General features: G+C 62.9%; 21 protein-coding genes and 3 pseudogenes. 16 read left to right on the forward strand and 8 right to left on the reverse strand.

All coding sequences use genetic code 11. The features are described 5' to 3' along the window. The first annotated feature begins 25 nt into the window (after nucleotides 1-25). The 3 genes from PspR32_RS03885 to PspR32_RS03895 all read left to right on the forward strand — a co-directional run bounded on the left by PspR32_RS03885 (nucleotide 26) and on the right by PspR32_RS03895 (nucleotide 6,339). Nucleotides 26-1,390 (forward strand): DUF1329 domain-containing protein, encoded by a 1,365-nt coding sequence (locus PspR32_RS03885; protein WP_010225787.1) that lies wholly within the window; start codon nucleotides 26-28, stop codon nucleotides 1,388-1,390. A 205-nt stretch (nucleotides 1,391-1,595) separates the two neighbouring features. Further along, nucleotides 1,596-4,316 carry a LuxR C-terminal-related transcriptional regulator gene (locus PspR32_RS03890; RefSeq protein ID WP_010225788.1) on the forward strand — a complete coding sequence of 907 codons (2,721 nt, stop codon included), beginning with the start codon at nucleotides 1,596-1,598 and terminating at the stop codon, nucleotides 4,314-4,316. 118 nt (nucleotides 4,317-4,434) lie between these two features. Then, complete coding sequence (locus PspR32_RS03895) at nucleotides 4,435-6,339, forward strand: sigma-54-dependent Fis family transcriptional regulator (protein ID WP_159388109.1); 1,905 nt, start codon at nucleotides 4,435-4,437, stop codon at nucleotides 6,337-6,339. Between the two features lie 71 nt (nucleotides 6,340-6,410). Here PspR32_RS03895 and PspR32_RS03900 read toward each other — a convergent pair whose 3' ends face one another. Next, entirely contained in the window at nucleotides 6,411-7,904 is a 1,494-nt protein-coding gene (locus PspR32_RS03900; protein WP_036993858.1) for an aldehyde dehydrogenase family protein, read from the reverse strand. A 431-nt stretch (nucleotides 7,905-8,335) separates the two neighbouring features. On the opposite strand from PspR32_RS03900, the gene PspR32_RS03905 reads away from it, so the two are divergent. The 6 genes from PspR32_RS03905 to PspR32_RS03930 all read left to right on the forward strand — a co-directional run bounded on the left by PspR32_RS03905 (nucleotide 8,336) and on the right by PspR32_RS03930 (nucleotide 13,273). Beyond that, nucleotides 8,336-9,943, forward strand: coding sequence for a tetratricopeptide repeat-containing response regulator (locus PspR32_RS03905; protein WP_036993859.1), 1,608 nt, complete (start codon nucleotides 8,336-8,338; stop codon nucleotides 9,941-9,943). After that, the gene (locus tag PspR32_RS03910) at nucleotides 9,940-10,632 is read left to right on the forward strand and encodes a sensor histidine kinase (protein ID WP_010225795.1); all 693 of its coding nucleotides are present in this window, start codon (nucleotides 9,940-9,942) and stop codon (nucleotides 10,630-10,632) included. The genes PspR32_RS03905 and PspR32_RS03910 overlap by 4 nt, the downstream gene beginning before the upstream one ends. Continuing rightward, nucleotides 10,629-11,015: a hypothetical protein gene (locus PspR32_RS03915; RefSeq protein WP_159388110.1), complete on the forward strand. Its 387-nt coding sequence runs from the start codon at nucleotides 10,629-10,631 to the stop codon at nucleotides 11,013-11,015. The genes PspR32_RS03910 and PspR32_RS03915 overlap by 4 nt, the downstream gene beginning before the upstream one ends. 65 nt (nucleotides 11,016-11,080) lie before the next feature. Continuing rightward, nucleotides 11,081-11,725, forward strand: a complete 645-nt coding sequence (locus PspR32_RS03920) for an MBL fold metallo-hydrolase (protein ID WP_010225797.1) — start codon at nucleotides 11,081-11,083, stop codon at nucleotides 11,723-11,725. 95 nt (nucleotides 11,726-11,820) lie between these two features. Beyond that, nucleotides 11,821-12,516 (forward strand): OmpA family protein, encoded by a 696-nt coding sequence (locus PspR32_RS03925; RefSeq protein WP_010225798.1) that lies wholly within the window; start codon nucleotides 11,821-11,823, stop codon nucleotides 12,514-12,516. A gap of 439 nt (nucleotides 12,517-12,955) precedes the next feature. Beyond that, complete coding sequence (locus PspR32_RS03930; RefSeq protein WP_010225799.1) at nucleotides 12,956-13,273, forward strand: DUF3077 domain-containing protein; 318 nt, start codon at nucleotides 12,956-12,958, stop codon at nucleotides 13,271-13,273. Nucleotides 13,274-13,385: 112 nt separating this feature from the next. Here PspR32_RS03930 and PspR32_RS03935 read toward each other — a convergent pair whose 3' ends face one another. The 4 genes and pseudogenes from PspR32_RS03935 to PspR32_RS26300 form a co-directional block, all read right to left on the reverse strand. Further along, complete coding sequence (locus tag PspR32_RS03935; protein WP_159388111.1) at nucleotides 13,386-13,970, reverse strand: hypothetical protein; 585 nt, start codon at nucleotides 13,968-13,970, stop codon at nucleotides 13,386-13,388. A gap of 68 nt (nucleotides 13,971-14,038) precedes the next feature. Continuing rightward, a complete protein-coding gene (locus PspR32_RS03940; protein ID WP_010225801.1) occupies nucleotides 14,039-14,941 on the reverse strand; it encodes an acyltransferase in 903 nt (300 codons plus the stop codon). Between the two features lie 2 nt (nucleotides 14,942-14,943). Then, nucleotides 14,944-17,040, reverse strand: coding sequence for a phosphate acetyltransferase (pta, locus tag PspR32_RS03945; RefSeq protein ID WP_010225802.1), 2,097 nt, complete (start codon nucleotides 17,038-17,040; stop codon nucleotides 14,944-14,946). 93 nt (nucleotides 17,041-17,133) lie between these two features. Then, a pseudogene (locus PspR32_RS26300) lies at nucleotides 17,134-17,250 on the reverse strand (DUF3565 domain-containing protein); the annotation flags it as partial. On the opposite strand from PspR32_RS26300, the gene PspR32_RS03950 reads away from it, so the two are divergent. The 3 genes from PspR32_RS03950 (at nucleotide 17,219) to PspR32_RS03960 (ending at nucleotide 19,594) form a co-directional block, all read left to right on the forward strand. Further along, nucleotides 17,219-17,704, forward strand: coding sequence for an FKBP-type peptidyl-prolyl cis-trans isomerase (locus PspR32_RS03950; protein WP_010225804.1), 486 nt, complete (start codon nucleotides 17,219-17,221; stop codon nucleotides 17,702-17,704). The pseudogene PspR32_RS26300 and the gene PspR32_RS03950 sit on opposite strands and share 32 nt — an antisense overlap. Nucleotides 17,705-17,857: 153 nt before the next feature. Next, a complete protein-coding gene (locus tag PspR32_RS03955; RefSeq protein ID WP_010225806.1) occupies nucleotides 17,858-18,340 on the forward strand; it encodes a glutathione peroxidase in 483 nt (160 codons plus the stop codon). 150 nt (nucleotides 18,341-18,490) lie between these two features. Further along, on the forward strand, nucleotides 18,491-19,594 hold the full coding sequence (locus PspR32_RS03960; protein ID WP_159388112.1) for an NADH:flavin oxidoreductase: 1,104 nt from the start codon (nucleotides 18,491-18,493) through the stop codon (nucleotides 19,592-19,594). Here PspR32_RS03960 and PspR32_RS03965 read toward each other — a convergent pair. Then, nucleotides 19,563-20,780 (reverse strand): glycosyltransferase family 4 protein, encoded by a 1,218-nt coding sequence (locus PspR32_RS03965; RefSeq protein WP_159388113.1) that lies wholly within the window; start codon nucleotides 20,778-20,780, stop codon nucleotides 19,563-19,565. The genes PspR32_RS03960 and PspR32_RS03965 overlap by 32 nt on opposite strands. Nucleotides 20,781-21,047: 267 nt before the next feature. On the opposite strand from PspR32_RS03965, the pseudogene PspR32_RS26600 reads away from it, so the two are divergent. Next, nucleotides 21,048-21,683 (forward strand): annotated as a pseudogene (locus PspR32_RS26600) (PAS domain-containing protein); the annotation flags it as partial. A gap of 231 nt (nucleotides 21,684-21,914) precedes the next feature. Beyond that, a pseudogene (locus PspR32_RS26605) lies at nucleotides 21,915-22,274 on the forward strand (methyl-accepting chemotaxis protein); the annotation flags it as partial. 39 nt (nucleotides 22,275-22,313) lie between these two features. On the opposite strand, the gene cysZ reads toward PspR32_RS26605, so the two are convergent. Then, nucleotides 22,314-23,042, reverse strand: a complete 729-nt coding sequence (gene cysZ, locus PspR32_RS03975) for a sulfate transporter CysZ (protein WP_010223550.1) — start codon at nucleotides 23,040-23,042, stop codon at nucleotides 22,314-22,316. Nucleotides 23,043-23,313: 271 nt separating this feature from the next. Between cysZ and PspR32_RS03980 the strand changes: the two genes are divergently transcribed. After that, the gene (locus PspR32_RS03980) at nucleotides 23,314-23,913 is read left to right on the forward strand and encodes a peroxiredoxin (protein WP_159388114.1); all 600 of its coding nucleotides are present in this window, start codon (nucleotides 23,314-23,316) and stop codon (nucleotides 23,911-23,913) included. A 135-nt stretch (nucleotides 23,914-24,048) separates the two neighbouring features. Then, a complete protein-coding gene (trxB, locus tag PspR32_RS03985) occupies nucleotides 24,049-25,011 on the forward strand; it encodes a thioredoxin-disulfide reductase (RefSeq protein ID WP_010223548.1) in 963 nt (320 codons plus the stop codon). Between the two features lie 59 nt (nucleotides 25,012-25,070). Here the strand turns inward: trxB and nadC are convergent, their stop codons facing one another. Continuing rightward, nucleotides 25,071-25,919: a carboxylating nicotinate-nucleotide diphosphorylase gene (nadC, locus tag PspR32_RS03990; RefSeq protein ID WP_010223547.1), complete on the reverse strand. Its 849-nt coding sequence runs from the start codon at nucleotides 25,917-25,919 to the stop codon at nucleotides 25,071-25,073. Between the last annotated feature and the right edge of the window lie 240 nt (nucleotides 25,920-26,159).

Here is a 26,159-nt window from a genome sequence, read left to right on the forward strand (position 1 = left end):
ATTCGGATTCAGGACGACCATGAAGATGAAAACAACCAAGACTCTGCTGCAAGCCGGTGTACTGGGCCTGTCCCTGTTGGCGACCAGTGTCATGGCGGCGGTTTCCGCCGACGAGGCGGCCAAGCTGGGCGCGAGCCTGACGCCGATGGGGGCGGAAAAGGCCGGTAACGCCGACGGCTCGATCACCGCCTGGAAACCGCTGTCCACCGGCGCCGGCAGCGTCGACGGCAAGGGCTTCCTTTCCGACCCGTACGGCAACGAGCAACCGAAGTTCACCATCACCGCGCAGAACGTCGACCAGTACAAGGACAAACTGTCCCCAGGCCAGGTCGCTATGTTCAAGCGCTATCCGGACACCTTCAAGATTCCGGTGTACCCGACCCACCGCGGTTCCACCGTGCCGGATGCAGTGTTTGCCGCGATCAAGAAAAACGCCACCAGCACCAACCTGGTCGGTGGTGGCAACGGCCTGGAGAACTTCGACAACGCCGTACCGTTCCCGATTCCGAAAAGCGGCGTGGAAGTGATCTGGAACCACATCACCCGCTACCGTGGCGGCAGCGTGACCCGTCTGGTAACCCAGGCCACGCCGCAGCAAAACGGCTCGTACAGCCTGGTGTACTTCCAGGACCAGTTCGTTTTCCGTGACCGGATGAAGGATTACGATCCGGCTAACCCGGGCAACGTACTGTTCTACTTCAAACAGAAGGTGACGGCGCCAGCGCGTCTGGCCGGTACCGTACTGCTGGTGCATGAAACCCTGGACCAGGTCAAAGAGCCTCGCAAAGCGTGGGTCTACAACGCCGGCCAGCGTCGGGTACGGGCTGCGCCACAGGTTTCCTATGACGGCCCGGGTACTGCTGCCGACGGCCTGCGCACCTCCGATAACCTGGACATGTACAACGGTGCGCCGGATCGCTACGACTGGAAGCTGGAAGGCAAGAAAGAGCTGTACATTGCCTCCAACAGCTACAAGCTCGACGATCCAAAGCTCAAGTACGCCGACATCATCAAGGCCGGGCACATCAACCAGGACCTCGCCCGTTACGAGCTGCGCCGGGTATGGCATGTGGTTGCGACCCTGAAACCGGGCCAGCGCCATATCTACGCCAAGCGTGACTTCTACATCGACGAAGACACCTGGCAAGCCGCGGTGATCGACCAGTACGACGGCCGCAACCAGCTGTGGCGCGTGTCCGAGGCCCACTCCCAGGACTACTACAACGTCCAGGTGCCGTGGTACGCCCTGGAAGTCATCTACGACCTGCAATCGGGTCGTTACCTGGCTCTGGGCATGAAGAACGAGGAAAAGAGAGCCTACGACTTTGGCTTCACTGCCTCCAAGGCTGACTTCCAGCCTGCCGCGCTTCGCCAGGAAGGTGTGCGCTAAGCTTTAAAACCTCCGTGTGATCTCCCAGAACGCCCCGGCTTGCCGGGGCGTTTCTGTTTGCGCAGCGTGACCCGCTCAGGTTTGTCGTTTTTTGTTGTAGTCTTTTTTCGGCATAAAGGGGCAATCATCTTCAAATGTGCGGTTTAACCCGTTAGTCTGCCTTGATCCGTACTGCCGAAGATTCCCTAACTAGAACGAGCCGGCCATGACTGATCTGTCCCGTACGCAAGGGTTCGCCAGCCAGGCCATGAGCGTCCTGGAGGGCCGCTTCTTTCGTCCGCCATTGCCCGAAGGCTATGTACCGCGAGCGCGCTTGTGCCAGCGTTTGCACGCGGGGCTCGGTGGGCGCTTGTTGCTGGTCAACGCACCGGCAGGCTTCGGTAAAAGTTCATTGGCGGTGGAGTTCTGCCAGGGGTTGCCCAACCATTGGAGCAGCCTGTGGCTGGGGCTGAGCCGGCGCGACAACGACCCCGGGCGCTTTCTTGAGCGCTTGCTCGAAGGCTTGCAGCAGTACTGCCCGGCGCTTGGCGGCCAGGCCCTGGGCCTGCTGAAAATGCGCCAGCGGCATCAGCCGTTCGCCTTCGAAGAATGGCTCGACGGCCTGCTCGATGAGCTGGCCCGGCACCTGCAGCCGCACAACCCCTTGCTGCTGGTGCTGGATGATTACCACCTGGCCCAGGGCCCGGTGCTCGATCGCTGCCTGCAGTTTTTCCTCAATCACCTGCCGCCTGGCCTGGTGCTGCTGGTGACCAGCCGGCAGCGGCCAGACTGGCACCTGGCGCGCCTGCGTCTGTCGCGCCAGTTGCTCGAACTCAATGAGCAGGACTTGCGCCTGACCACCGATGAATCCCTCGCCGTGCTTGGCCAGCAACCGAGCGTGCTGCGCGGACAGGCGCTGGACAACCTGATCCAGCGCAGCGATGGCTGGGTCGCCGGTTTGCGTTTCTGGTTGCTCGCCGCCAACGAGGCGGGGGCCGACAGTGCCTTGCCTCAGGCCCTGCATGGCGGCGAAGGGCTGATTCGTGACTACCTGCTCGAAGAAGTGATCGAGATGCTGCCCGCCGAAGTGCAGGGGTTTCTATACGACACCGCCTGCCAGGAGCGCTTTTGCGCCGAGCTCTGTGACGCCCTGCGCGAAAGCCATGACAGTGCCGAGATCCTTCGATACCTGCAGGCACACCAGGTGTTCCTGGTGCCGCTGGACGAGCACGGGCGCTGGTTCCGTTATCATCACTTGTTCTCCGACCTGCTGCGCACCCGCCAGGCCAGCCTGCCGTTGTCGAGCCTGCACCTGCGCGCTTGTCGCTGGTTCCATGGCCAGGGCCTGCTCGATGAAGCCGTCGAGCAGGCCTTGCGTGCCGGGCACCTGGATGTGGCCGCCAACCTGGTGCAGAACCTGTCCGAGGAGCAACTGCTGGCCGAGCAGAACGTCGGCATGCTCCTGCGCTGGAAGATGGACCTGCCCGACAGCCTGCTGATCAGCACGCCGCGGCTGATCGTGCTGTACAGCTGGGCCCTGGGCCTGGCCGGGCAACTGGATGCCGCCGAAGAGCTGGCCAGCCACCTGAGCCGTTTTTTGCCGGCGCCTTCAGCCACCGCGCAGAAATCCATGCTGGCCCAGTGGCTGGCGTTGAGCGGGGTCATTGCCCGTGGTCGCGGCGACCGCCAGCGCACCCTCGAATACTGCTCCGAGGCGCTGCACAGCTTGCCGTTCAAGCGCTATGGGCAGCGTCTGGTATGCCTGTCGACCTTGTCCAACCTGGCCATCGCCGATGCCGATTTCTGGCGTGCCCGCGGCTGGAACCGCGAAGCGCTGGAGCTGGCCCAGCGGGTCGGCAATCCCTTGTTCGAAGCCCTGGCCCATTACGACCGCGCGCGGGTACTGCACGCCCGTGGTGAGGTGCTGCGCGCCCTGGATGAAGTGCGCCAGGGCCTGCAGCGCCTGCAGGGTTTGTCGGCGCAACGGCTGTACGCGGCACGAGCGCGGTTGACCCTGTACGAGGGCTACCTGCTGGCGGCACGGCTAAAACCGGAAGCCGGCCGTAGCCGCCTGCGCGCCGGGCTGATCGAGGCGCGCGCCTGTCGCGACATCAGCGTACTGATCGGCCATTGCGTGATCGCTTCGCTGGATGGCCGCGAAGGGCGTTTCGCCGAAGCCTTTGCCGAGCTTGCCGAAGCCGAGCGGCTGATGCACATCTGGGACGTTCCGCCGATTTTCTATCTGGCGATGATCACCCTGGTCAAGTGCGAGCTGTGGCTGGCCCAGGGCCGCACCGACCTGGCCGAGTCCTGGCTGTTGCGCCTGGGCCAGACCTACGGTGGCGAACAGGCGGCGGCTGCTCCCGAGTTCCACCCGTTGTTGCCGCTGCATATCGAACTGCAGCAGGCCTTGCTCGAACGCACCCAAGGTCGTCTGGAACAGGCCGGGCGCCGCTTGCAGGCACTGGTGGAGCGCGGCCAGGCCAGCGGCGGGCAGATGCTCTGCGTCACTGCGCTGTGCCAGTGGATGGTTCTGCTGCTGGCCAGCAATAACGAGGCGCAGGCGCGAGACCTGCTGGGCCTGGCCCTGGAGTCCGCGCGCGGCGGTGTTCTGCAACCTTTCCAGCGCCTGCTGCAGGACCACCCGAAATGGCTGCGTGAGCAGTTGCTGCAACACCCTCAGGGGGCCGCCCAAAGCAGCTTGCTGGGGTTGCTGCCGACGCCTGAATCGGTCGAATCGATGGCTGGCAACGAATCGTTGAGTAGCCGCGAGATGGCCGTGCTGGAGCTGATTGCCCAAGGCTGCTCGAACCAGGAAATCAGCGAGCGCCTGTTCATTTCCCTGCACACGGTGAAAACCCACGCCAGCCACATCAACAGCAAGCTGGGCGTCGAGCGCCGGACCCAGGCGGTGGCCCGGGCCAAGGCCCTGGGGATGCTGCAATAGTGACACCGGGTGATTGCAGCGCAACCGTCCTTGACGTAAAAGGATGGGAGCCGCTTGCCCCGTCGACCATTGCTGGCGTGGGACTTGCTTGAATCGGGATACCGATCCGGAGCAGCCGATGAGCCCGCAACAAACAACAACGATCGCACTCCCTCCCAGTACACGCCTAGCCCGGGAAATACTCGCGGTGGACGGCCAGGTGCCGGAAGGCGTGTTGCGTGCCGAAATCGACGCCTCCTGGCGCCGCAGCCTTGATCATGGCGTCGGCGTGCACAGTCAGCATGACCTCGGCCTGGCCCCGGTGGCCAACCTTGATCTGTTACTCGCCAACAACCGCTTGCTGCTCGATGCCGCCACCGCGGAACTCGATTACTTGAGTGGGCATCAGGGCCAGGACGCCCTGATCATCCTGGCTAACGCCGATGCGACCATCCTGGCCGTTGAAGGCCCGGCCGACGTTGTGCGCCACAGCACCGAGGCGGGGATTGCCCCTGGCACCCGCTGGAGTGAAGCCGAATGCGGCACCAATGCCCTGGGGACGGCGCTGGTGGAGGCGCGCACGGTGCAGATCGATTGTGGCGAACATTTTCTCGAACGGCTCAGCGATTATTCCTGCACCTCAGTGCCGATCCACTGCCCGCAAGGTGACCTGTTCGGCGTGCTCGACCTGACCCGCCAAGGGCCCTTGGGCCGCTTGCAGGACCGCACTGCCTTGCTCGCCCTGGCGGTCAGCCAGATTGAGGGCAAGCTGTTCAACAACAGTTACCCGCAGCAGATCGTGCTGGCGTTTCACAGCCGCCGGCAATACCTCGGCTCCCCTTGGCAGGGCCTGCTGGCACTGGGCCTGGACGGGCGTATCCTGGCCGCCAGCAACCAGGCCTGCCAACTGCTCGGCAGTCAGCGCGAGGCGCTGCTCGGCCGACGTTGCGACAGCCTGCTCGGCATGCGCCTGGAGCAATGGCTGGCGCGCGTGCAACCAGGCAGCGTCGAAAGCACCGAGACAGCCAAGGGTGGTTTTTTCTACAAGGCCCTGCAGGTGCCGCAGCGGCCACTGAGTGTTGTCGTGCCGGCTGCACGGGCGCCTCGGCAAAGCACTCAACAGCCGGACCTGGAGCGCCTTGGCGCCGGCAACAGCCGCCACGCCAGGGCCCTGCGCATGGCGCGTCAGGGCTTGGCCAACGGCCTGCCGGTGGTGCTGCTGGGCGAGACCGGCAGCGGCAAGGAAGTGGTAGCGCGCGCCCTGCATCAGGACAGCGCGCGCGCCGGCAAGCCCTTTGTGGCGGTGAACTGCGCGGCGATCCCTGAAGGCCTGATCGAGTCGGAGCTGTTCGGCTACCGTGAAGGGGCGTTCACCGGCTCGCGTCGCGGCGGCATGATCGGGCGCCTGCAGCAGGCCCATGGCGGTACGCTGTTTCTGGACGAAGTTGGCGATATGCCGCTGGCCTTGCAGGCCCGCCTGCTGCGGGTGTTGCAGGAGCGCAAGGTTGCGCCGTTGGGCGCGGGCCAGGAGCAAGACCTGGATATCGCCCTGATCTGCGCCACCCATCGCGACCTCAAGGCCCAGGTGCAAAGCCAGCAGTTTCGTGAAGACCTTTTTTACCGTATCCATGGCATCAGCGTGCAGTTGCCCGCGCTGCGGGAGCGCGAAGACCTGCCGGCGCTGGTGCGCAGCCTGCTTGATCGCCTCGGTGGCCAGGGCGTCGAGCTTTCGAGCGAGCTGAGTGCATTGTTCGCCGGCTATCACTGGCCGGGCAACATCCGTCAGCTGGAAATGACCTTGCGCTTGCTGCTGGCCATGCGTGAAGCCGGTGAACAGGAACTGGGCCTGGATCATCTGCCCGACAACCTGCTCGACGAATTGCGCGACAGCGCCCAGCCGCCCAGCACACGCATGCGTGACAGCCAGAGCGTGCTGATTCGCCAGGCCCTGGAACGCCATGCTGGCAATGTCACTGCGGCAGCCGAGGCCCTGGGCATCAGCCGTGCAACCCTGTACCGCAAGCTCAAGCAGACGCCGCCTTGATCCAGCGCCTGCTGGCCTCGACCGCCCGTTGGGCGAGCGCGGCCAGCAACAGCGCATTGCCACTCTAAGGGTTACAGCTTGATCAGCACCGACTTGAGCTCGGTGTAGTGCTCGATGGCTGCTGCGCCCATTTCCCGGCCGACCCCCGACATCTTGTAGCCGCCGAACGGCAACGCCGGGTCGAGGGCGCTGTGGCAGTTGACCCATACCGAGCCCGAGCGGATCTGCGGGATCATCCGGTGCACCGCGCCCAGGTTGTTGGACCAGATGCTCGCACCCAAGCCGTAGGGGCTGTCGTTGGCCATGCGCACCGCGTCAGCTTCGTCATCGAACGGAATGGCCACCAGCACCGGGCCGAAGATTTCTTCCTGCACCAGCGGGTGACGCTGGTCGACATCGACAATCACCGTTGGCTTGACGAAGTAACCGGGGCCGAATTGCTCGCCACCGCAGGCGATGGTCGCACCGCTGCTGCGGCCTTGCTCGATGTAGTCGTAGACGCGCTTCTGCTGGCGCGCGGAGATCAGCGGCCCCATTTCCACGCTGGGGTCCAGGCCGTTGCCGAGTTTCATGGCATTGGCGATGCCGGCGATATCGGCCACCACATTGTCGAAATGCTTGCGCTGTACGTACAGGCGGGAACCGGCACAGCACACTTGGCCCTGGTTGAAGAAGATCGCGCTGGCGGCGCCGGCGGCGGCGCTGGCCAGATCGGCGTCGGCCATGACGATGGTCGGTGATTTGCCGCCCAGTTCCAGGGTGACCCGGGTCATGGAGTCCATGGCGATCTTGCCAATGGTCTTGCCCACGGCGGTGGAGCCGGTGAAGGTCAGTTTGTCGACCAGCGGGTTGCGGGTCAGGGCATCGCCGGCGACCAGGCCGGTGCCGGTCACGACGTTGAAGACCCCCGCCGGGTAACCCGCTTCCAGTACCAGTTCGGCCAGTTTCAGAGCACTCAGCGGGGTTTCATCGGCAGGCTTGAGGACCATGGTGCAGCCGGTGGCCAGGGCCGGGCCGAGCTTCCAGCAGGCCAGCAGCAGGGGGAAGTTCCAGGCGACGATGGCGCCGACCACGCCGACCGCTTCACGGCGCACGAACCCGTGGAACTGATCGGCGGGCATCAACGGCATCGACACCTCGACGGTGCTGCCTTCGATCTTGGTGGCCCAGCCGGCCATATAGCGCAGAAAGTCGATCGACAGCTGCACGTCCATGGCCCGGGCTACCACGGCACTCTTGCCGTTGTTCAGGCATTCGAGCTGGGCGAGGATTTCGCCGTCGCGCTCAAGCAGGTCGGCCAGGCGCCACAGCAGGTTCTGCCGCTCGCGTGGGCGGGTGCGGCTCCAGGCGGAGTCATCGAACGCCTGGCGGGCGGCGTGTACCGCGCGGTCGACATCGGCCGGGGTGGCGGCGGGCACCTCGCAGAGGTTCTCGCCGTTGGCCGGGTTGCGCAGGGTCAGGCGGGCGCCATCGCTGGAGTCGACCCAGTCGGCGCCAATCAGCATGCGTGGCGCGCGGCGAATGAAGGCTTCGACGTCGGGGTGCAGGGGGGCAGTGGTGGACATGGCAAACCTCATTGTTGTGAGTGAGTGCCGGGTGTTCGCAACGCGTGTGCCAACGTGGCGAAGTCCCTGTTTTCAGGCGCTGTCGGGCAACGTTGGCAGCCTGTCGCCGGGATGCTCCGTCTCATTTTGAGACAGTGGTGAGACGGGTCGGTATGTATCGTCACCTCAGCACCGTTGTCCGCAACAGGGGCGCGGCGCTTTACTCTGTGCTTGGCATGAACAGTGATAGCATAGTGCTATTATTTGCGTCATTGCTGGTACGATCGTGCGCCAAATATGCGCAGCGCAAGCCTCAAGCTATCGCCCTGTGTGGCCGATACTCTGCGAGTGCGGCCCGATTCATTGCCGCAGCGAATCTACCCGCGAAGCCGAGCCTGTCCGTGAAGGTGCCTCTGCGTCTATTTTTTCATTTGCCATGACAGGTTTCGTGGATGCAGGTCTACAGCCAAAAAAGCTTTCTGATTGTCGATGACTTCTCCGATTTTCGCAGCTCGGCCCGCTCGATGTTGCGCGAACTGGGCGTGCGCGATGTCGACACCGCCGACAGTGGCGAGCAGGCACTGCGCATGTGCGCGCAGAAACGTTACGACTTTATCCTTCAAGACTTCCACCTGGGCGATGGCAAGAAGAACGGCCAGCAGGTGCTCGAGGACCTGATCCTCGACAAACTGATCAGTCATGAGTGCGTGTTCCTCATGGTCACTGCCGAAAGCAGCCAGGCGATTGTCCTCAGCGCCCTGGAGCACGAGCCCGACGCCTACCTGACCAAGCCGTTCAACCGCATCGGCCTGGCTCAGCGCCTGGAAAAACTGGTGCAGCGCAAGACCTTGCTCAAACCGATCCTCCAGGCCCTGGACCGCGGCCGTCCGGCCGAGGTGCTGGCGGCCTGTGCCGAGCTGTGCAAGAAGGACCCGCGCTTCGCGCCGCTGTGCCTGCGTTATCGCGCCGATGCCTTGCGCGACCTCAACCGCGTCGATGAGCTGGAGAAGTTCCTCACCACCATCATCGCCAGCCGCGCCACGCCCTGGGCCTATGCCGCCCTGGGCAACCTGTTGTACAAGCGCAACCAGTTGGCCCAGGCCCAGGGCGTATACGAACAAGCACTCAAGGCTTTCCCGATGATGCCCGGGCTGTACGATGGCCTGGCCGAGGTGCTGGTGGCCCTGGGTGAAAGCAAGCGCGCCCAGGGTGTGCTGGAAGAGGCCGTGCGCCTTTCACCGTTGGCCGTACGCCGGCAGATGATGCTGGGCAAGCTGGCCCTGAGCAACGACGACTACGACACCTCGTCCAAGGCCTACCGGCACGCCGTCAACCAGGGCCAGAGCTCGCGTTACAAAGACCCGGAGAGCAACCTCGGGCTGGTGCAGGCGCTGATGAACAAGAACGCCGGCAACGGCCTGGATGCACGTACCCGGGTCGAGATCAACACCGTGCTCAGCGAAGTGGCCAAAGAGAACGTCGAAGACCAGGGGCTGCAGGTGCGCGCACGGTTGATGAAAGCCGCCAGCCTGCAGCAGGCTGGCGACGCCGAAACCGCCGCCAAGCTGACCGAACAGGCCATGGCCCGGCTGGAGAAAATGGACCAGTTTTTCTCGGTGGAAGCCGCGTTGGTGGTGGCCACGCAGTTGCAAAAGCTCGGTCAGGAGGCTGCCGGCACCTCTATTCTCAAGGGCTGCGTGGAGACCTACGGCGACGACCCCAAGGTCATGCAGAGCGTGGCACAACTGACCGATGATCCGAGCGTGTTGGGCGCGGTGACCGAAGCGGTCGACCTTAACCGCCAGGGCGTTCGCAGTTACCAGGCCGGCCAGCTCAGCGAAGCGCTGGCGCAGTTCCGCCGGGCCCTGACGCTGCAGCCGAAGAACATCAGTATTGCCCTCAACACCGCCCAGGCGCTGCTGCGCATCGGTGGCGAGGCACCGCCGCCGGCGATCATGGACGAGTGCCGTGCCTGCCTGGGCAGCGTGACCGGCATCCCGAAAAGCGACAACCGTTACGATCGCTACCGCAAACTGCACATCCGGGCCTTTGGCGCATGAACCAGGACAACCAGGGGCTGGATTTCTCCACGGTGATCGCCTCCACCGTACACGACATGAAGAACTCCCTGGCGGCCCTGACCCAGGCCCACAGCCAGTGGCTGGCGCGCCTGCCCGAAGCGTTGCGCAGCGGCAGCGAACAGGGGGTGATGGAGCACGAATTCAGCCACCTCAACGGCATGCTGGTGCAGTTGCTGGGCTTGTACAAGCTGGGCGTCAACCAACTGCCCATGTGCCCCGACTATCACGAGCTCGACGATTTCATCGAAGCCCAGCTGGCGGCCCAGCAGAACCTGCTGCAGCACCGCGACATCCTCGCCAGCTGGCGCATTGAAACCGCAAGCCCGCTGGGTTTCTTCGACCGCGAACTGGTTGGCTCGGTAGTGGCCAACATCCTCAACAACGCCATTCGTTATGCCGGGCATACCTTGTTGATCAGCGTCAGCGACGAAGGCGAACAACTGCTACTGAGCATCAACGATGACGGCCCGGGCTTCCCGGCGCGCATGCTCGAGCGTCAGCAGGAGTATGTGCAGGGTATCGACGGCAAGAGCGGCAGCACCGGCCTGGGGCTATACTTCGCGGCGCGGATTGCCGCTCTGCACGAGCGCAACGGCGTCAAGGGGCGGATCGAGATTGCCAACGGCGGGGTGTTGGGCGGGGGGCTTTTCAGGCTCTATTTGCCGTGAAGTGGTTATCCCGCGGGCTGTTGGCCGGGCTGTTGCTGCCATTGTGCGGGTGTCAGATTGCCCTGTACCCGATTACCCTGGTCAGCTGCGCTTTGCGTGCGCAGCCGACGCTCTCCCCTGAAGCCTTGCCGCTGGCGAGGGTGGGGCAGCCCTATCAGGCGCAGATCACGCTCATCGCCAGCAGTTCGCCGGTGAGTGGCTTCTATGCCGAACCCTTACCGCCAGGGCTGACACTGCAGCACCAGGGCCGCAGGCCTGACGCGACATTGGTCGGCACACCGCAACGTGCGGGGGTCTATCACTTCGTGGTGTCGGTGGGGACGTTTGGTACGCAGTGTGCTGGCTTGAGTGCGGATCGCGAGTATCGCCTTGAGGTGAAGTGACGAGTGTCGTCGCCGGAGGTGGAAGGCTGTGCGACACTCCACCCTTTGCTCCACAGGATTGCCCCATGAACCCGGCTAAACCCGCCCTGATCCGCGAAACCTTCCCCGTCGGCCCGTTGCAGTGCAACTGCACCATCATCGGTGACCCGATCAGCAAAAAGGCCATCGTCGTCGATCCGGGTGGCAATCACGAGCAGATCCTCGCCCGCCTGGATGCCCATGGCCTGAAGGTGGTGAGCATCATCCATACCCACGCGCATCTGGATCATTTCCTCGCCTCCGGGCAGTTGAAGGAGAAGACCGGCGCCACCCTGCACCTGCATAAGGACGACCAGTTCCTCTGGGACAACCTGGAAATGCAGTGCCAGATGTTCGGCGTGCCCTACACTCCGGTGCCGGCGCCGGACCGCTGGCTGGCCGATGACGAAGAACTGGCCTGCGGCTGTGGCGTGGCCTTGCACACCCCGGGGCACACGCCGGGCTCGATGAGTTTCTGGTTCGCCGAGGCCAAGCTGCTGATTGCAGGCGATACGCTTTTTCGCCGTGGGATTGGTCGCACCGATTTGTGGGGTGGTGATCAGGCGACTATCGTTCGTTCTATCAAGCAGCGCTTGTACAGCCTGGATGAAGAGGCCACGGTGGTGACCGGACATGGGCCGGATACCCGCCTGGGTGATGAGATGCGCCAGAACCCGTTCGTGCGCGCGTGAAGTTTCAGGGAATTTTTCTGCTTTGCTGCAATCCAAGGCTGGCATAGATCCGAATCAGATCCGCTGCACTTTCGAATTACAGTAGGAGCTTGTCCATGTTCACCATGCGTCGTTTGATTATCGTCGCTACCGCTGCCGCGCTGATGTCCGGTTGTGCCAGCCCCAACCCGTATGACAGCCAGGGTCAGGCGCAGCAGGGTTCCACAGGGATGAGCAAAACTGCCAAGTACGGCGGCCTGGGCGCGCTGGCCGGTGCCATTGCCGGTGCGGCCATCGACCATAACAACCGCGGCAAGGGTGCGCTGATCGGCGCTGCCGCGGTGGGCGCCGCCGCCGCAGGTTATGGCTACTACGCCGACAAGCAGGAAGCTGCCCTGCGTGAGAGCATGGCCAACACCGGTGTCGAGGTTCAACGTCAGGGCGATCAGATCAAGCTGATCATGCCGGGTAACATCACCTTCGCCACCGACTCGGCCAACATTGCCCCGAGCTTCTACTCGCCGCTGAACAACCTGGCCAACTCCTTCAAGCAGTTCAACCAGAACACCATTGAAGTGGTCGGCTACACCGACAGTACCGGCAGCCGTCAGCACAACATGGACCTGTCGCAACGTCGGGCGCAATCGGTGGTCAGCTACCTGACCTCCCAGGGTGTTGACCCGAGCCGCGTCAGCGCCCGTGGCCTGGGCCCGGACCAGCCGATCGCCAGCAACGCCGACGCCAACGGCCGCGCGCAGAACCGTCGGGTAGAGGTCAACCTCAAGCCGATTCCTGGGCAGCAGTATCAGTAAGTTGCAAGATGTAAGAAAGGGGAGCCTGGCTCCCCTTTTTTGTGCCTGCAGTGGCCTCATTGCTGGCAAGCCAGCTCTCACAGAGGCCTGGTTAGCATCCTGCAACAGCCTTGGACTGGTAGTTTGAGCGTCCTAGGACCTATCCTACGAATTCTGTCGCCCTGCAGATGATTGCTCCGGGGGAAGTACACCACTAGGCTCACTGGGTCGCTGATGTATCAGCGATCGGGTTTGGCGACCTGGAGCAAACAAAAGACTGCACCATGTGAATGCTTGTCGGCGTTAAGTTGCGCTGACTTCACTTTATGGTGGCTGTGCGCGGGAGGGCTTCGGCCCTGCCGGGTTTCCCTTTTGGCTCGGTTCGCCAATCCGCGTACAGCCGCCACCCCTTCGTTTGGCGACGAGTCGGTGGCTGCTCCATTCCAAAAGGAGCTTCATCATGAAAAAAATCGTTCCAGACCCACCTGAATTCCACCTTCTCGAAACCACAGAAACCCCATTCGGCCTCTGCGATGCTGGTCATCCACAGTTATTCGCCGTGCGCGCCGGGGTCAATGTCGAAGATGCGCTGGTGCATGCATCGCTGTATTTGAAGTGCGCAAGCCTGACCGGGCCGCTAGCGGTCGAGCATACCTGTGAGCCGGGGCGAGGGTTTCTTCAGGCGACCCTGCATTCCCATGAAATGGCCAAGGCATTGATTGATGCGTTGCTCGATGGGCTGGAGAGCCGTGTGATCAGGATGCCAGGCGGCGCCTGAGTTGCGAGCGCGTTGCGCTCGATCGCTGGCAAGGCCAGCTCCCACAGGTCCGGTGTGTGCCCAGATTAATTGTGGAAGCCGGCTTTGCCGGCGATACGGTAGGTCAGGCGACTCAGCTTGGGCTTCTGGTAGTGATTGTCAGTACATCGGTATAAACGATGACCACAGACTGGCCGACCTTGAGATTTTTCATGCGTGCCTGAAGGTCAGGGTCTTCGACCTTCACCACCTTTTGCGGGCCCTCAGGTGGCGTCAGCGTTACCTCATGGGTTTTCAGGTCGATCTTGGTGATCTTCGAGGTGACCTTGATCTGCCGAAATGCCTCACCACCTGGGTTAGGGTTGTCCTTGGTGGCGCGAATGACACCGGCCTCCTTGCTGATGCCCGGGGCCTTGGTGAGGTCGGTTTCGAGCACAGTAGCAACCGAGCGGTTGACTGTGATGTTGACCAGGTCGCCGACCTTGAGGTTATGCAGGTCCTTGGCCTGTTCGCTCACCTGGATCGGCACCTCAGAGTTCTCAGGCCCTGCCACCGTAACGACGCGCTTATCGAGGTCAACGGCAAGGACTTTGGTATTCACCACATCCTCAGTGGCGACAGCGTCGATCAGGATGTCTTCTGCCTGCACCGTGAAACTGGCTGCAGACAGAAGTGAAACAACAGCAAAAGCATGGGCAAAGCGGCGCAGCGGTTTCATAGGCTTACGTTCCTTGTGATTGCTAGTGAAATCATCGTAGGAAGTGAGCATAGATGCTGTCCGGCAAATTACCCGTCGGCGTTTTGTCGCAGCCGTTCGAGCAAGGCGTCCTTATCGCTCCACAGCTGGTTGATCCATTGCTGGAAGGCCAGGCGATAGGTCTCATCCTGGTCGTAGTTCCTGCCCAGGAACTCGGCCGGAATCGCCAGTTCCTCGAAGTGCACGACAATGTGCCTGACCCGCCCGCACAGCAAGTCCCAGAAGCCTGGCGCCCCGTTTGGATAGTGAATGGTGACGTTGATGATCGACTGCAGTTGCTCGCCCATGGCATCGAGCACAAAGGCAATACCGCCGGCCTTGGGCTTGAGCAAGTGCTTGAACGGCGACTGCTGCTGGCGATGCTTGGCCTGCGTGAACCGCGTGCCTTCGGCGAAGTTGAAGATTGCCGTCGGCTTGCCGCGAAACTTGGCGCAGGTGCGGCGGGTGGTTTCCAGGTCCTTGCCGGCCTTTTCCGGGTGCTTGGCCAGGTACGCCTTGGAGTAGCGCTTCATGAACGGGAAGCCCAGCGCCCACCAGGCCAGGCCGATCACCGGCACCCAGATCAGTACCTGCTTGAGGAAGAACTTCAGCGGGCGGATACGGCGGTTGAGCACGTACTGCAGTACCAGGATATCGACCCAGCTCTGGTGGTTGCTGGTGACCAGGTAGCTGTGCTGGTAGTCCAGCCCGGCCAGGCCCTCGACCTGCCAGCGGGCCTTGCCCAGCAGGTTGATCCAGGCGTTGTTGTTGCTGATCCAGGTTTCGTGGATGTGGCGCATCAGTTCATCGGTGAGCCGCTGCGCCGCGGCGAACGGCAGCAACAGCTTGAACAGGCTGACGATGAACAACGGGGTGCAGCAGACGATGGTGTTGAGCCCCAGCAGCAACGAGGCGATAACCCCGCGCAGCGGCGCGGGTAGCAATCCGAGCATGTTCAACTATCCAGTGAGCGGTTGGCCTGAATGGCGGTCAGGGCGATGGTGTAGACGATGTCGTCGACCTGGGCGCCGCGCGGCAGGTCGTTGACCGGCTTGCGCAGGCCTTGCAGCATCGGCCCCAGGCTTACGCAATCGGCGCTGCGCTGCACGGCCTTGTGGGTGGTGTTGCCGGTGTTCAGGTCGGGGAACACGAACACGGTGGCGCGGCCGGCCACTTGACTGTTGGGCGCCAGTTGCCGGGCGATGTCCAGGTTGGCCGCAGCGTCGTACTGCAAGGGGCCGTCGATCAGCAGGCCGCGCTGGGTTTCCTGGGCCAGCAGGGTGGCTTCGCGAACCTTCTCGACCTCTTCGCCACTGGCCGAATCACCGCTGGAGTAGCTGATCATCGCCACCCGCGGGGCAATACCGAAGGCTTCGGCGGAGTCGGCGCTCTGCAGGGCGATTTCCGCCAGCTCATGGGCCGTTGGGTGCGGGTTCATCACGCAGTCGCCGTACACCAGCACCTGCTCGGGGAACAGCATGAAGAACACCGACGACACAAGGCTGCAGCCCGGCGCGGTCTTGATCAGTTGCAGGGCCGGGCGGATGGTGTTGGCGGTGGAGTGCACCAGGCCCGACACCAGGCCGTCGACCTCGTCCAGGGCCAGCATCATGGTGCCGATCACCACCGGGTCTTCCAGTTGTTGCTCGGCCATCGGTGCATTGAGGCTCTTGCTCTTGCGCAGGCTGACCATCGGCTCGACGTAGCGCTCGCGGATCAGGTCCGGGTCAAGAATCTCCAGGCCTTCGGGCAAGGTAATGCCCTGGGCGCGGGCCACGGCCTGAACGTCGTCGGGCTTGGCCAGCAGCACACAGCGGGCAATACCGCGGGCCTGGCAGATGGCGGCGGCCTGCACGGTCATCGGCTCGGCGCCTTCGGGCAGGACAATGCGCTTGTTGGCCTGCTGGGCGCGCTGGATCAACTGGTAGCGGAACACGGCTGGCGACAGGCGCAGCTCGCGCGGGGTGCCGCAGCGCTGGTGCAGCCAGTCGGCGTCCAGGTAGCTGGCGACGAAATCGGTGATCAGCTCCGCGCGCTCGCGGTCATCCACCGGGATTTCCTTGTTCAGGCCGTTGAGCTGGTTGGCGGTGTCGTAGGAGCCGGTGCTTACCGACAGGACCGGCAAGCCGGCCAGTAGCGCGCCCTGGCACAGTTCGAGGATGCGCGGGTCGGGCTTGCTGTCGCTGGTCAGCAGCAGGCCCGCCAGCGGTACACCGTTGATCGCCGCCAGGCTCACGGCGAGGATGATGTCGTCGCGATCCCCCGGGGTCACCACCAGCGTGCCGGGCTTGAGCAGCGGCACGGTATTGGCCACGGTGCGGGCGCAGATGATGATCTTGTTCATCCGCCGGGTTTCGTAGTCGCCGGCATTGAGTACCTGGGCGCCGAGCAGTTCGGCCACGTCGCGGGTGCGTGGGTCGTTGAGGCCGGCCTGGAAGGGGATGCAGCCGAGCAGGCGGAAGTCGCCGCCGCGCAGCAGCGGCGAATGCTCGACCAGGCGCGCGGCGAAGGCGCTCATGTCCTCGTCGGTGCGCACCTTGTTGAGAATTACCCCGAGCACTTTCGGGTCGCGTGGCCCGCCAAACAGCTGGGCCTGCAGTTCGACGCGCCCGGACAGCTCGGTGAGCACCTCGTTTTCCGGTGCCGACACCAGGATCACTTCGGCATCCAGGCTCTTGGCCAGGTGCAGGTTGACCCGCGCGGCGTAGCTGGCGTGGCGGGTCGGGACCATGCCTTCGACCACCACCACGTCCTTGCCGATGCAGGCCTGCTGGTAGAGAGTAATGATTTCCTCGAGCAGCTCATCCAGCTGGCCGTCGCCCAGCATACGCTCGACATGGGCCAGGCTCAGCGGCTGCGGTGGCTTGAGGCCATGGGTGCGGGCAACCAGTTCGGTGGAGCGTTCCGGGCCGGTATCGCCCGGGTGCGGCTGGGCAATCGGCTTGAAGAAGCCAACCTTCAACCCGGCACGCTCCAGGGTGCGCACCAGGCCCAGGCTGATGGAGGTCAGGCCGACGCCAAAGTCGGTCGGCGCGATAAAAAATGTCTGCATGCGAGCTTCTCGAAATGAGCTGTGCAAAAGAATCAATTGCCAAGGGTATCGCTATCGACCCCCCGAGCGCACCCGTCGCAAATATCCGGCAACCCGTTTGTCCGGGTTGCGTTCGCTTTCAGGCGAGGCCTTGGTTACACTTGTTCGTTCTACATTCTTATGCAAAAGGTCTCGCCCCATGCTGATCGCCGCCAAAAAGGCTGTCTCCATCGACTATACCCTGACCAACGACGCTGGTGAGGTCATCGACAGCTCCGCCGGCGGCGCTCCGCTGGTCTACCTGCATGGCGCAGGCAACATCATTCCGGGCCTGGAAAAAGCCCTGGAAGGTAAAACCACCGGTGACGAGCTGGACGTTGCCGTCGAGCCGGAAGACGCCTACGGCGAATACCTGGCCGAGCTGGTCAGCACCCTGAACCGCAGCATGTTCGAAGGTGTCGACGAGCTGGAAGTGGGCATGCAGTTCCACGCTTCGGCGCCGGATGGCCAGATGCAGATCGTCACCATTCGCGACCTGGACGGCGACGACGTCACCGTCGACGGCAACCACCCACTGGCTGGCCAGCGCCTGAACTTCAAGGTCAAGGTCGTCAACGTGCGTGATGCCAGCGAAGAAGAAGTAGCCCATGGCCACGTTCATGGCGAAGGTGGCCATCACCACTGATTTTCTGCGCTAAGCTCAGAGAGTCGCGAAGGCGCCCGGGCAAGTCCGTCGCTCCAGCAGGGGAAGACGGCTTGGCAGGGCGCCTTTTTGATGGGCTGGTTTTACTGATTGCAGCTCGCAGCGGCAACCGGGATCTGGAAAGGGGAGTACGTCATGAGTGCATTTCACGACCTGAAGCTGCAGGCACTGAATGGCCAGGAGTTGCCTCTGGCGCCGTTCAAGGGCCAGGTGGTGCTGGTGGTCAATGTCGCCTCCAAGTGTGGCCTGACCCCACAGTATGCGGCGCTGGAAAACCTCTATCAGCAGTACAAGGGCAAAGGCTTCAGTGTGCTGGGCCTGCCGTGCAACCAGTTTGCCGGCCAGGAGCCAGGGACTGAAGAAGAAATCCAGAAGTTCTGCAGCCTGAACTACGGCGTGAGCTTTCCGTTGGGCAGCAAGCTTGAAGTCAACGGCCACGACCGTCATCAGCTGTATCGCTTGCTGGCGGGTGAAGGCGCCGAGTTTCCGGGCGATATCACCTGGAACTTCGAGAAGTTTCTGGTCGGTAAGGACGGCCGCGTGCTGGCGCGTTTCTCGCCACGTACCGCGCCGGATGATCCGACAGTGGTGCAGGCGATCGAGAAGGCTTTGGCCTGATCGGCCCTATCGCGGGGCAAGCCCGCTCCTACAGAAGTGTAGGAGCGGGCTTGCCCCGCGATGCTGTTCAATCACCCAGATCAATAGTACTGGGCCACCCGAACGGCTCCCCCTATCCTCAGGCGCATTCCCCATTCCCTGGAGCGCCCCATGTCCGCCAACGCACTCTTCACTCCCTTCCAACTGGGCACCCTCGCGCTGCCAAGCCGGGTGGTCATGGCACCGATGACCCGTACCTTCTGCCCTGGCGGCGTACCGCACGCGCAAGTGGTGGAATACTACCGTCGCCGCGCCGCGGCAGGCGTCGGTCTGATCATCACTGAAGGCACCACGGTCGGCCACAAAGCCGCCAATGGCTACCCGAATGTGCCGCGTTTTTACGGGGAAGACGCCCTGGCCGGCTGGAAAAAAGTCGTCGAAGCCGTGCATGCCGAAGGCGGACGCATCGTTCCGCAGCTCTGGCACGTGGGTAGCGTGCGCCGCCTGGGCACCGAGCCGGATGCCAGCGTGCCGGGCCATGGTCCGAGCGAGAAGCTCAAGGATGGCCAGGTGGTGGTGCACGGCATGACCAAGGCCGATATCCGTGAAGTGATCGAGGCTTTTGCTCAGGCTGCCCGCGACGCCCAGGCCATTGGTATGGACGGTGTCGAGATCCATGGCGCCCATGGCTACCTGATCGACCAGTTCTTTTGGGACACCAGCAACCAGCGCAGCGACGAGTATGGTGGCGACCTGGCTGGCCGTTCGCGATTTGCCATCGAGCTGATTGAGGCGGTGCGCGCGGCGGTGGGCCCGGACTTCCCGATCATTTTCCGCTTCTCGCAGTGGAAGCAGCAGGATTACAGCGCGCGCCTGGTGCAGAGCGCCGAGGCGCTGGGGGCGTTCCTGCAGCCGTTGGTCGACGCCGGTGTGGATATCTTCCATTGCTCGACCCGGCGCTTCTGGGAGCCGGAGTTCGAAGGCTCGGACCTCAACCTGGCCGGCTGGACCCGCCAGCTCACCGGCAAGCCGACCATCACCGTCGGTAGCGTCGGCCTGGATGGCGAGTTCCTGCAGTTCATGGTCGCCACCGATAAAGTGGCACAGCCGGCTAGCCTTGAGAACCTGCTCAAGCGCCTGAACAACGACGAGTTCGACCTGGTGGCGGTCGGCCGGGCGCTGCTGGTGGACCCAGACTGGGCAGCCAAAGTGCGTGATGGCCGCGAGCAGGACATCCTGCCGTTCAGCCGTGAGGCGTTGACGACTCTGGTTTGATTGCAAGTGCTGCCGGGCTCGGGCGCGCAACGTTGCCCTGGTCCTGGCGGCAGGCTGCCTGCAAGTGCGCTTCGAACTGCTCGACAATCGCCGGCCAGCCCTGGCGGCTGGCGTGCTGGCGGGCATTGAGGCGCACCCGGCGCAGGGTTTCCGGCTCTTCGAGCAACCAGGCGGCGGCATCGATAAAGGCCGCTTCGTCACCCGGCATGGCCAGTGCGCCGCTGTGCCCGTGGCGGATGTGCTGGGCTGCTGCCGCTTCATCGTAGGCGACCACGCCCAGGCCTGAAGCCAGGGCTTCAAGCACCACATTGCCGAAGGTTTCGGTCAGGCTGGGAAACAGGAACACATCCCCCGAGGCATAGTGCTCGGCCAGCGTTTCGCCACGCTGGGCGCCGCAGAACACTGCGCCCGGCAGGCGTTGTTCAAGCATGCTGTGCTGGGGCCCGTCACCCACTACGATCAGCTTGATGCGCCGCTGTGGATACTGCTGCTGCAGGGCCTCCAGGCACGGCTGGAGCAAACCGAGGTTCTTCTCGGCGGCCAGGCGCCCGACATGCAGCAGGGCGATATCGTCATCGCCCAGGCCCCATTGTTCACGCAACGCCTGATTGCGCCGTGCCGGGTTGAACAGCTGGCTGTCGACCCCGCGGGCCATTAGGCTGAGATTATCGAAGCCGCGCCGTTCCAGCTCCAGGCGCTGGCTGAGGCTGGGCACCAGGGTGGTGTGGGTGCGCCGGTGGAACCAGCGCAGGTAGTGGGTCAGCAGGCGCGCCAGCAGGCCCAGGCCGTACTCGCTGGAGTATTGCTGGAAGTTGGTGTGAAAACCGCTGACCACAGCAATCCCCAGGCGCCGCGCCGCGCGCAGGGCGCTCAGGCCCAGCGGGCCTTCGGTGGCGATGTACAGCACGTCGGGGCGTTGCCGGCGCCAGCGGCGGATCAACTTGTGCATCGACACCTGGCCCCACTGCAAACCCGGATACCCCGGCAACGGCCAGCCCCGGCACAACAGCAGGTTTTCATCGCTGGCAGAGGGCTGTTCGGCCAGTTGCCGCGGGCGCACCAGCTCGACCCGGTGACCGCGCGAGCGCAAGCCATCGCTGAGGCGGCCAAGGGTATTGGCCACGCCGTTGATTTCCGGTGGGAAGGTTTCACTGATCAGGGTGACATGCAGGGACAGTGTGCTCATGAAGCCAGTGTCGACCGCCCGGATTGCCGCTCTGTGACCAATAAATGACAGATCGATGACGCCTGATTACCGGCGGTTTTCAGCGCTTAAATATTTCCCAGCAAGTGACTCAAGATTGCCTGGCCAGCAGCCGATGCAGAGGCATTCGAATGACTGGTTTCGCTCCGGGAGAGCGTCATGTTCAACAGCAAACTCAAGAAAGAAATCCTCCAGCTGCGTGAAGACCTGCAGTCCATGGAACAGGTCAAAAGCAGCCTCGACAGCGAGATGCTGGTGTTACAACTCGACCCTCAAGGGCGAATCGAATCGGTCAACAGCAACTTCGAAAAAGAGATGCTCTATAGCGGCCATCAACTGATTGGTCGCAACATCGAGGAAATCGTTCCCCCGCACGTCAAGCAGCTCGACTTTTACCAGCGCATGAAGCACGCCATCACCCGTGGCGAGCACCTCAATGGCGCCTTCCGCCTGCTGCGCGGCAATGGCCAGGAAGCCTGGTTGCGGTCGATCCTGCAGCCGGTGAAAAACAGCGAAGGGCGGATCAAGTACTTCTCCCTGCATTCGAGCGACCTGACCCGCACCATCGAAACCTCCCGCGAGCACGAAAGCCTGATCAAGGCGCTGATGCGCTCCACGGCGGTGATCGAGTTCAACCTCAATGGTGAAGTGCTGACCGCCAACGACCGCTTTCTGCAGACCATGGGCTATAAGCTCGATCAGGTCGTGGGCAAGCACCACCGCTTGTTCTGCGAGCCTGAGGAGTACAACTCGGTGGCCTATCAGGCCTTCTGGGACAAACTGCGCCATGGTGAGTTCGTCGCCGAGCGCTTCAAGCGGATCGATGCCCATGGCCGTGTGGTGTGGCTGGAGGCGTCCTACAACCCGATCATCGATGCCCACGACGTGCTCTACAAAGTGGTCAAGTTCGCCACGGTGATCACCGACCAGGTCAACCAGGAAACCGCCGTAGCCCAGGCTGCCGACATCGCCTACAACACCTCGCTGGAAACCGACGCCTGTGCACGCAAGGCCACCGAGGTGGTGACCCAGACCGTGGACGTCATGCGCGGCCTGGAAACCTACATGCAGGAAGCCGCCGAAGGCATCGAGGCGCTGGACAAGCAGTCGCAGGTGATCGGTTCGATCATCAAGACCATCAGCGACATCGCCGGGCAGACCAACTTGCTGGCCCTCAACGCCGCCATCGAAGCCGCCCGTGCCGGCGAGCAGGGGCGCGGCTTTGCTGTGGTTGCCGACGAGGTCCGGCAACTGGCCTCGCGCACCAGCACCGCCACCGAAGAAATCGCTCGCGTGGTGCAGCAGAATGAGCAATTGGCCAAGGCGGCGGTGGATATCATCGACAGCAGCAAGCGCCAGGCCGAGCAGGGCCTGTCCCTGGCCGGGCAGACCGGTACGGTGATCGTCGAGATTCAGGACGGTGCGCAGAAGGTAGTCAATGCGGTGGGGCAGTTCTCCAACCAGCTGTCGAACTGATGGCTGCGCCGCGTAGCCGGGCGGCTACGCGGCCAGGGCTCAGGTGCGTTCGCGCACCCAGAACAGCGTGGCGCCGGCCACTGCGGCCGGCATCATCAGGATGTTGAGGAAGGGCACCAGCAACACCAGGTACACCGAACCGCCAAAGCCCAGGCTCTGCCAGCGTTTTTCGCGCAGCCAGGCGAGCATGTCCTGCCAGCTCATCTTGTGGTTATCCGCCGGGTAGTCGATGTACTGGATAGCCATCATCCAGATACCGAACAGCAGCCACAGCGGCGCGGCGATGATGTTCACCACCGGGATCAGCGAGAGGATGAACAGGCCGATCGCCCGTGGCAGGAAGTAGCCGAGCTTGCGCGCCTCGCGACCGAGGGTGCGTGGCACCATGGCCATGAGCTCCGCCCAGCTGAAGGCCGGGAAGTCATCGGTGCCGCGCACCACCACTTCGACCTTTTCTGCCAGGAAACCATTGAACGGCGCGGCAATGACGTTGGCCAGCATGGTAAAAGTGAAGAACACCATCAGCCCGACCAAAACCACGAACAGCGGCCACAGCACGTAGTTGAGAAAGCTCAGCCAGCTCGGCAGGCTGGGCATCAGCGAATCGACCCAGAGGCTGAACTGATGGCCGGCAAAGTAGATCAGGCCGACGAACAGCAGCAGGTTGACCGCCAGCGGCAGCAACACGAACAGGCGCAGGCTCGGGCTCAGGACCAGTTTCAGCCCTTCGCGTAGGTACTGTGGGCCAGAGAGGACAGGGGCTTGCATAAAGGGGAAGGCTCCGGGTAAAGGCAAACGCGCTGACCTTACCGAGTTTGTGCGCCTGGCGAAAGCGCGGTGCAGAGCGAGAAACGGGCTGTAACAAAACCTCGGCAGCATCCCGGGCAGGGCTTCATAGATAAACCACGAGCGCTTTTGTTGATAAATAGAGCAGGCCTATAAGGTGGATTGTCTAAGGATATTTCCTTAATCTCTGCCACCTCGCTAAAGTGCGCACATCTTTTCAACGCCTTCGAATTCTGATTTTCAAGGAGTTTCCATGAGCATTCTGGTCAACAAGCAAGCCCCTGATTTCGATGCGGCGGCGGTGTTGGGCGACGGTTCGATCGTCGATAGCTTCAAGCTTTCTTCCCTGCGCGGCAAATACGTCGTGCTGTTCTTCTGGCCGCTGGACTTCACCTTTGTCTGCCCGTCGGAAATCATTGCCCACAACAATCGCATGGACAAGTTCCGCGAGCTGGGTGTGGAAGTGGTCGGTGTGTCCATTGACTCGCAGTTCACCCACCACGCCTGGCGCAGCACCTCGGTCGAGAAGGGCGGCATCGGCGCGGTCGAGTTCACCATGGTAGCCGACGTCAAGCACGAGATTACCCGTGCCTACGGTATCGAGCACGATGACGGCGTGGCCCTGCGTGCCTCGTTCCTGATCGACCAGCAAGGCGTTGTCCAGCACCAGGTGGTCAACAACCTGCCGCTGGGCCGCGAAGTCGACGAGATGATCCGCCTGGTCGAAGCCCTGCAGTTCACTGAACAGCACGGTGAAGTCTGCCCGGCCGGCTGGCGCCCTGGCCAGAAAGGCATGAAGGCCGACGCCAAGGGCGTTGCCGACTACCTGGCCGAGAACGCCGCCAGCCTGTAAGGCTGCGATTCAACGTTTTTCAGGACCTGCGGCCAAAAGCCTTCCCCAAGTGCTTCGCAGGTTCTTTTTTATTCCAGCCGGTGATCCCGGCGATACGATGCGGGCAATTGAACGCCCGCTCGACAGGAGTGTGACATGTCTGAAGTACGTCATTCGCGAGTGATTATTCTCGGTTCCGGCCCTGCCGGTTACAGCGCTGCCGTGTACGCCGCGCGCGCCAACCTCAAGCCGCTGCTGATCACCGGCATGCAGGCCGGCGGCCAGCTGACCACCACCACCGAAGTCGACAACTGGCCGGGCGACGCCCATGGCCTGACCGGCCCGGCGCTGATGCAACGCATGCAGGAACACGCCGAGCGCTTCGAGACCGAAGTGGTGTTCGACCACATCAATGCCGTTGACCTGGCCAGCAAGCCGTTCACCCTCAAGGGCGACAGCGCCACCTACACCTGCGATGCATTGATCATCGCCACCGGTGCCAGCGCTCGCTACCTGGGCCTGCCATCGGAAGAAGCGTTCATGGGCAAGGGCGTTTCCGCCTGCGCGACCTGTGACGGCTTCTTCTACCGCAACAAGCCGGTGGCCGTGGTCGGTGGGGGTAACACCGCTGTTGAGGAAGCCCTGTACCTGGCCAATATCGCCAGCAAGGTCACCCTGGTTCACCGCCGCGAGACCTTCCGCGCCGAGAAGATCCTGGTCGACAAGCTCAACGCCCGCGTGGCCGAAGGCAAGATCGAGCTGAAACTCAACGCCACCCTGGACGAAGTGCTGGGTGACAATATGGGGGTCACCGGCGCGCGTCTGAAGAACAACGACGGCAGCTTCGACGACATCAAGGTCGATGGCGTGTTCATCGCTATCGGTCACACCCCGAACACCTCGCTGTTCGAAGGCCAGCTGACCTTGAAAGACGGCTACCTGGTGGTGAATGGCGGCCGTGACGGCAACGCCACTGCGACCAACGTTGAAGGTGTGTTCGCTGCCGGTGACGTGGCTGACCATGTTTACCGTCAGGCCATTACCTCGGCCGGTGCCGGTTGCATGGCGGCGCTGGATGTCGAGCGCTACCTGGACGGCCTGCAGAACGCAGCGCTCTGATAGAGTCAATCTAAAAAAAACCGGCCCTAAGGCCGGTTTTTTTATACCTGCAGTCAGCCTCAGAGGCTAAGGCGCATCGACAGATCCACCGCCTTTACATCCTTGGTCATCGCCCCGATCGAGATGTAGTCCACACCCGTTTCAGCAATCACCCGCAGGGTGCTTTCAGTCACGCCGCCACTGGCTTCAAGCTTGGCCTTGCCGCCGTTCAAGCGCACCGCTTCGCGCATGTCGTCCAGGCTCAGCTCATCGAGCATGATGATGTCGGCGCCCGCATCCAGGGCTTCTTTGAGCTCGTCCAGGCTTTCTACCTCGATCTCCACCGGTTTGCCTGGGGCAATGCGGTGCGCGGCGGTGATTGCCTCGGCGATACCGCCACTGGCGGCGATGTGGTTTTCCTTGATCAGGAACGCGTCGTACAGGCCAATGCGGTGGTTGTGGCAACCGCCGCAGGTGACCGCGTATTTCTGCGCCAGACGCAAGCCGGGCAGGGTCTTGCGGGTGTCGAGCAACTTGACCTGGGTGTCGGCGACCTTGTCGGCGAGAAATTGCGCGTGCGTGGCAACGCCCGACAGCATCTGCAGGAAGTTCAGCGCCGAGCGCTCGCCACTGAGCAGCGAACGCGCCGGGCCTTCAAGGTTGAACAGCACCTGGTTGGCGCTGGCGCGGTCGCCATCCTTGACCTGCCAGTGCACCGCCACCCGCGGGTCGAGCTGACGGAACACCGCATCGACCCAGGCCGTGCCGGCAATCACGCAGTCGTCGCGGGTAATGATGGTGGCCTTGGCCAGGCGCTCGGCCGGGATCAACTGGGCGGTGATGTCGCCGCTGCCGATGTCTTCGAGTAACGCACGGCGCACGTTGGCTTCGATTTCGGCGGTCAGGTCGGCGAGGCGTAAATTCGGCATGGCGGGCTCCACAAGCTAAGTGCCCGGGATTATAGGGCAGGGCAGCCTGCGCTTGCAGCAAACACTGCAGGGGTGGCCAACGCTTGACCTTTGGTCAGGCCGAATGAGCGTTTTACCCGGACCTGGGTCTATCGGCCGCGGCGTGCCGTGCACTGGCGAGTGAAGGGTTTTTACTCGATAATGCGCCTTGTATTTGGCGTCATAGCTTTGACGAGCGTTCAAGCGCTCAAAACCGAACCG

This window comes from Pseudomonas sp. R32, from assembly GCF_009866705.1.
Taxonomy (GTDB): domain Bacteria; phylum Pseudomonadota; class Gammaproteobacteria; order Pseudomonadales; family Pseudomonadaceae; genus Aquipseudomonas; species Aquipseudomonas donghuensis.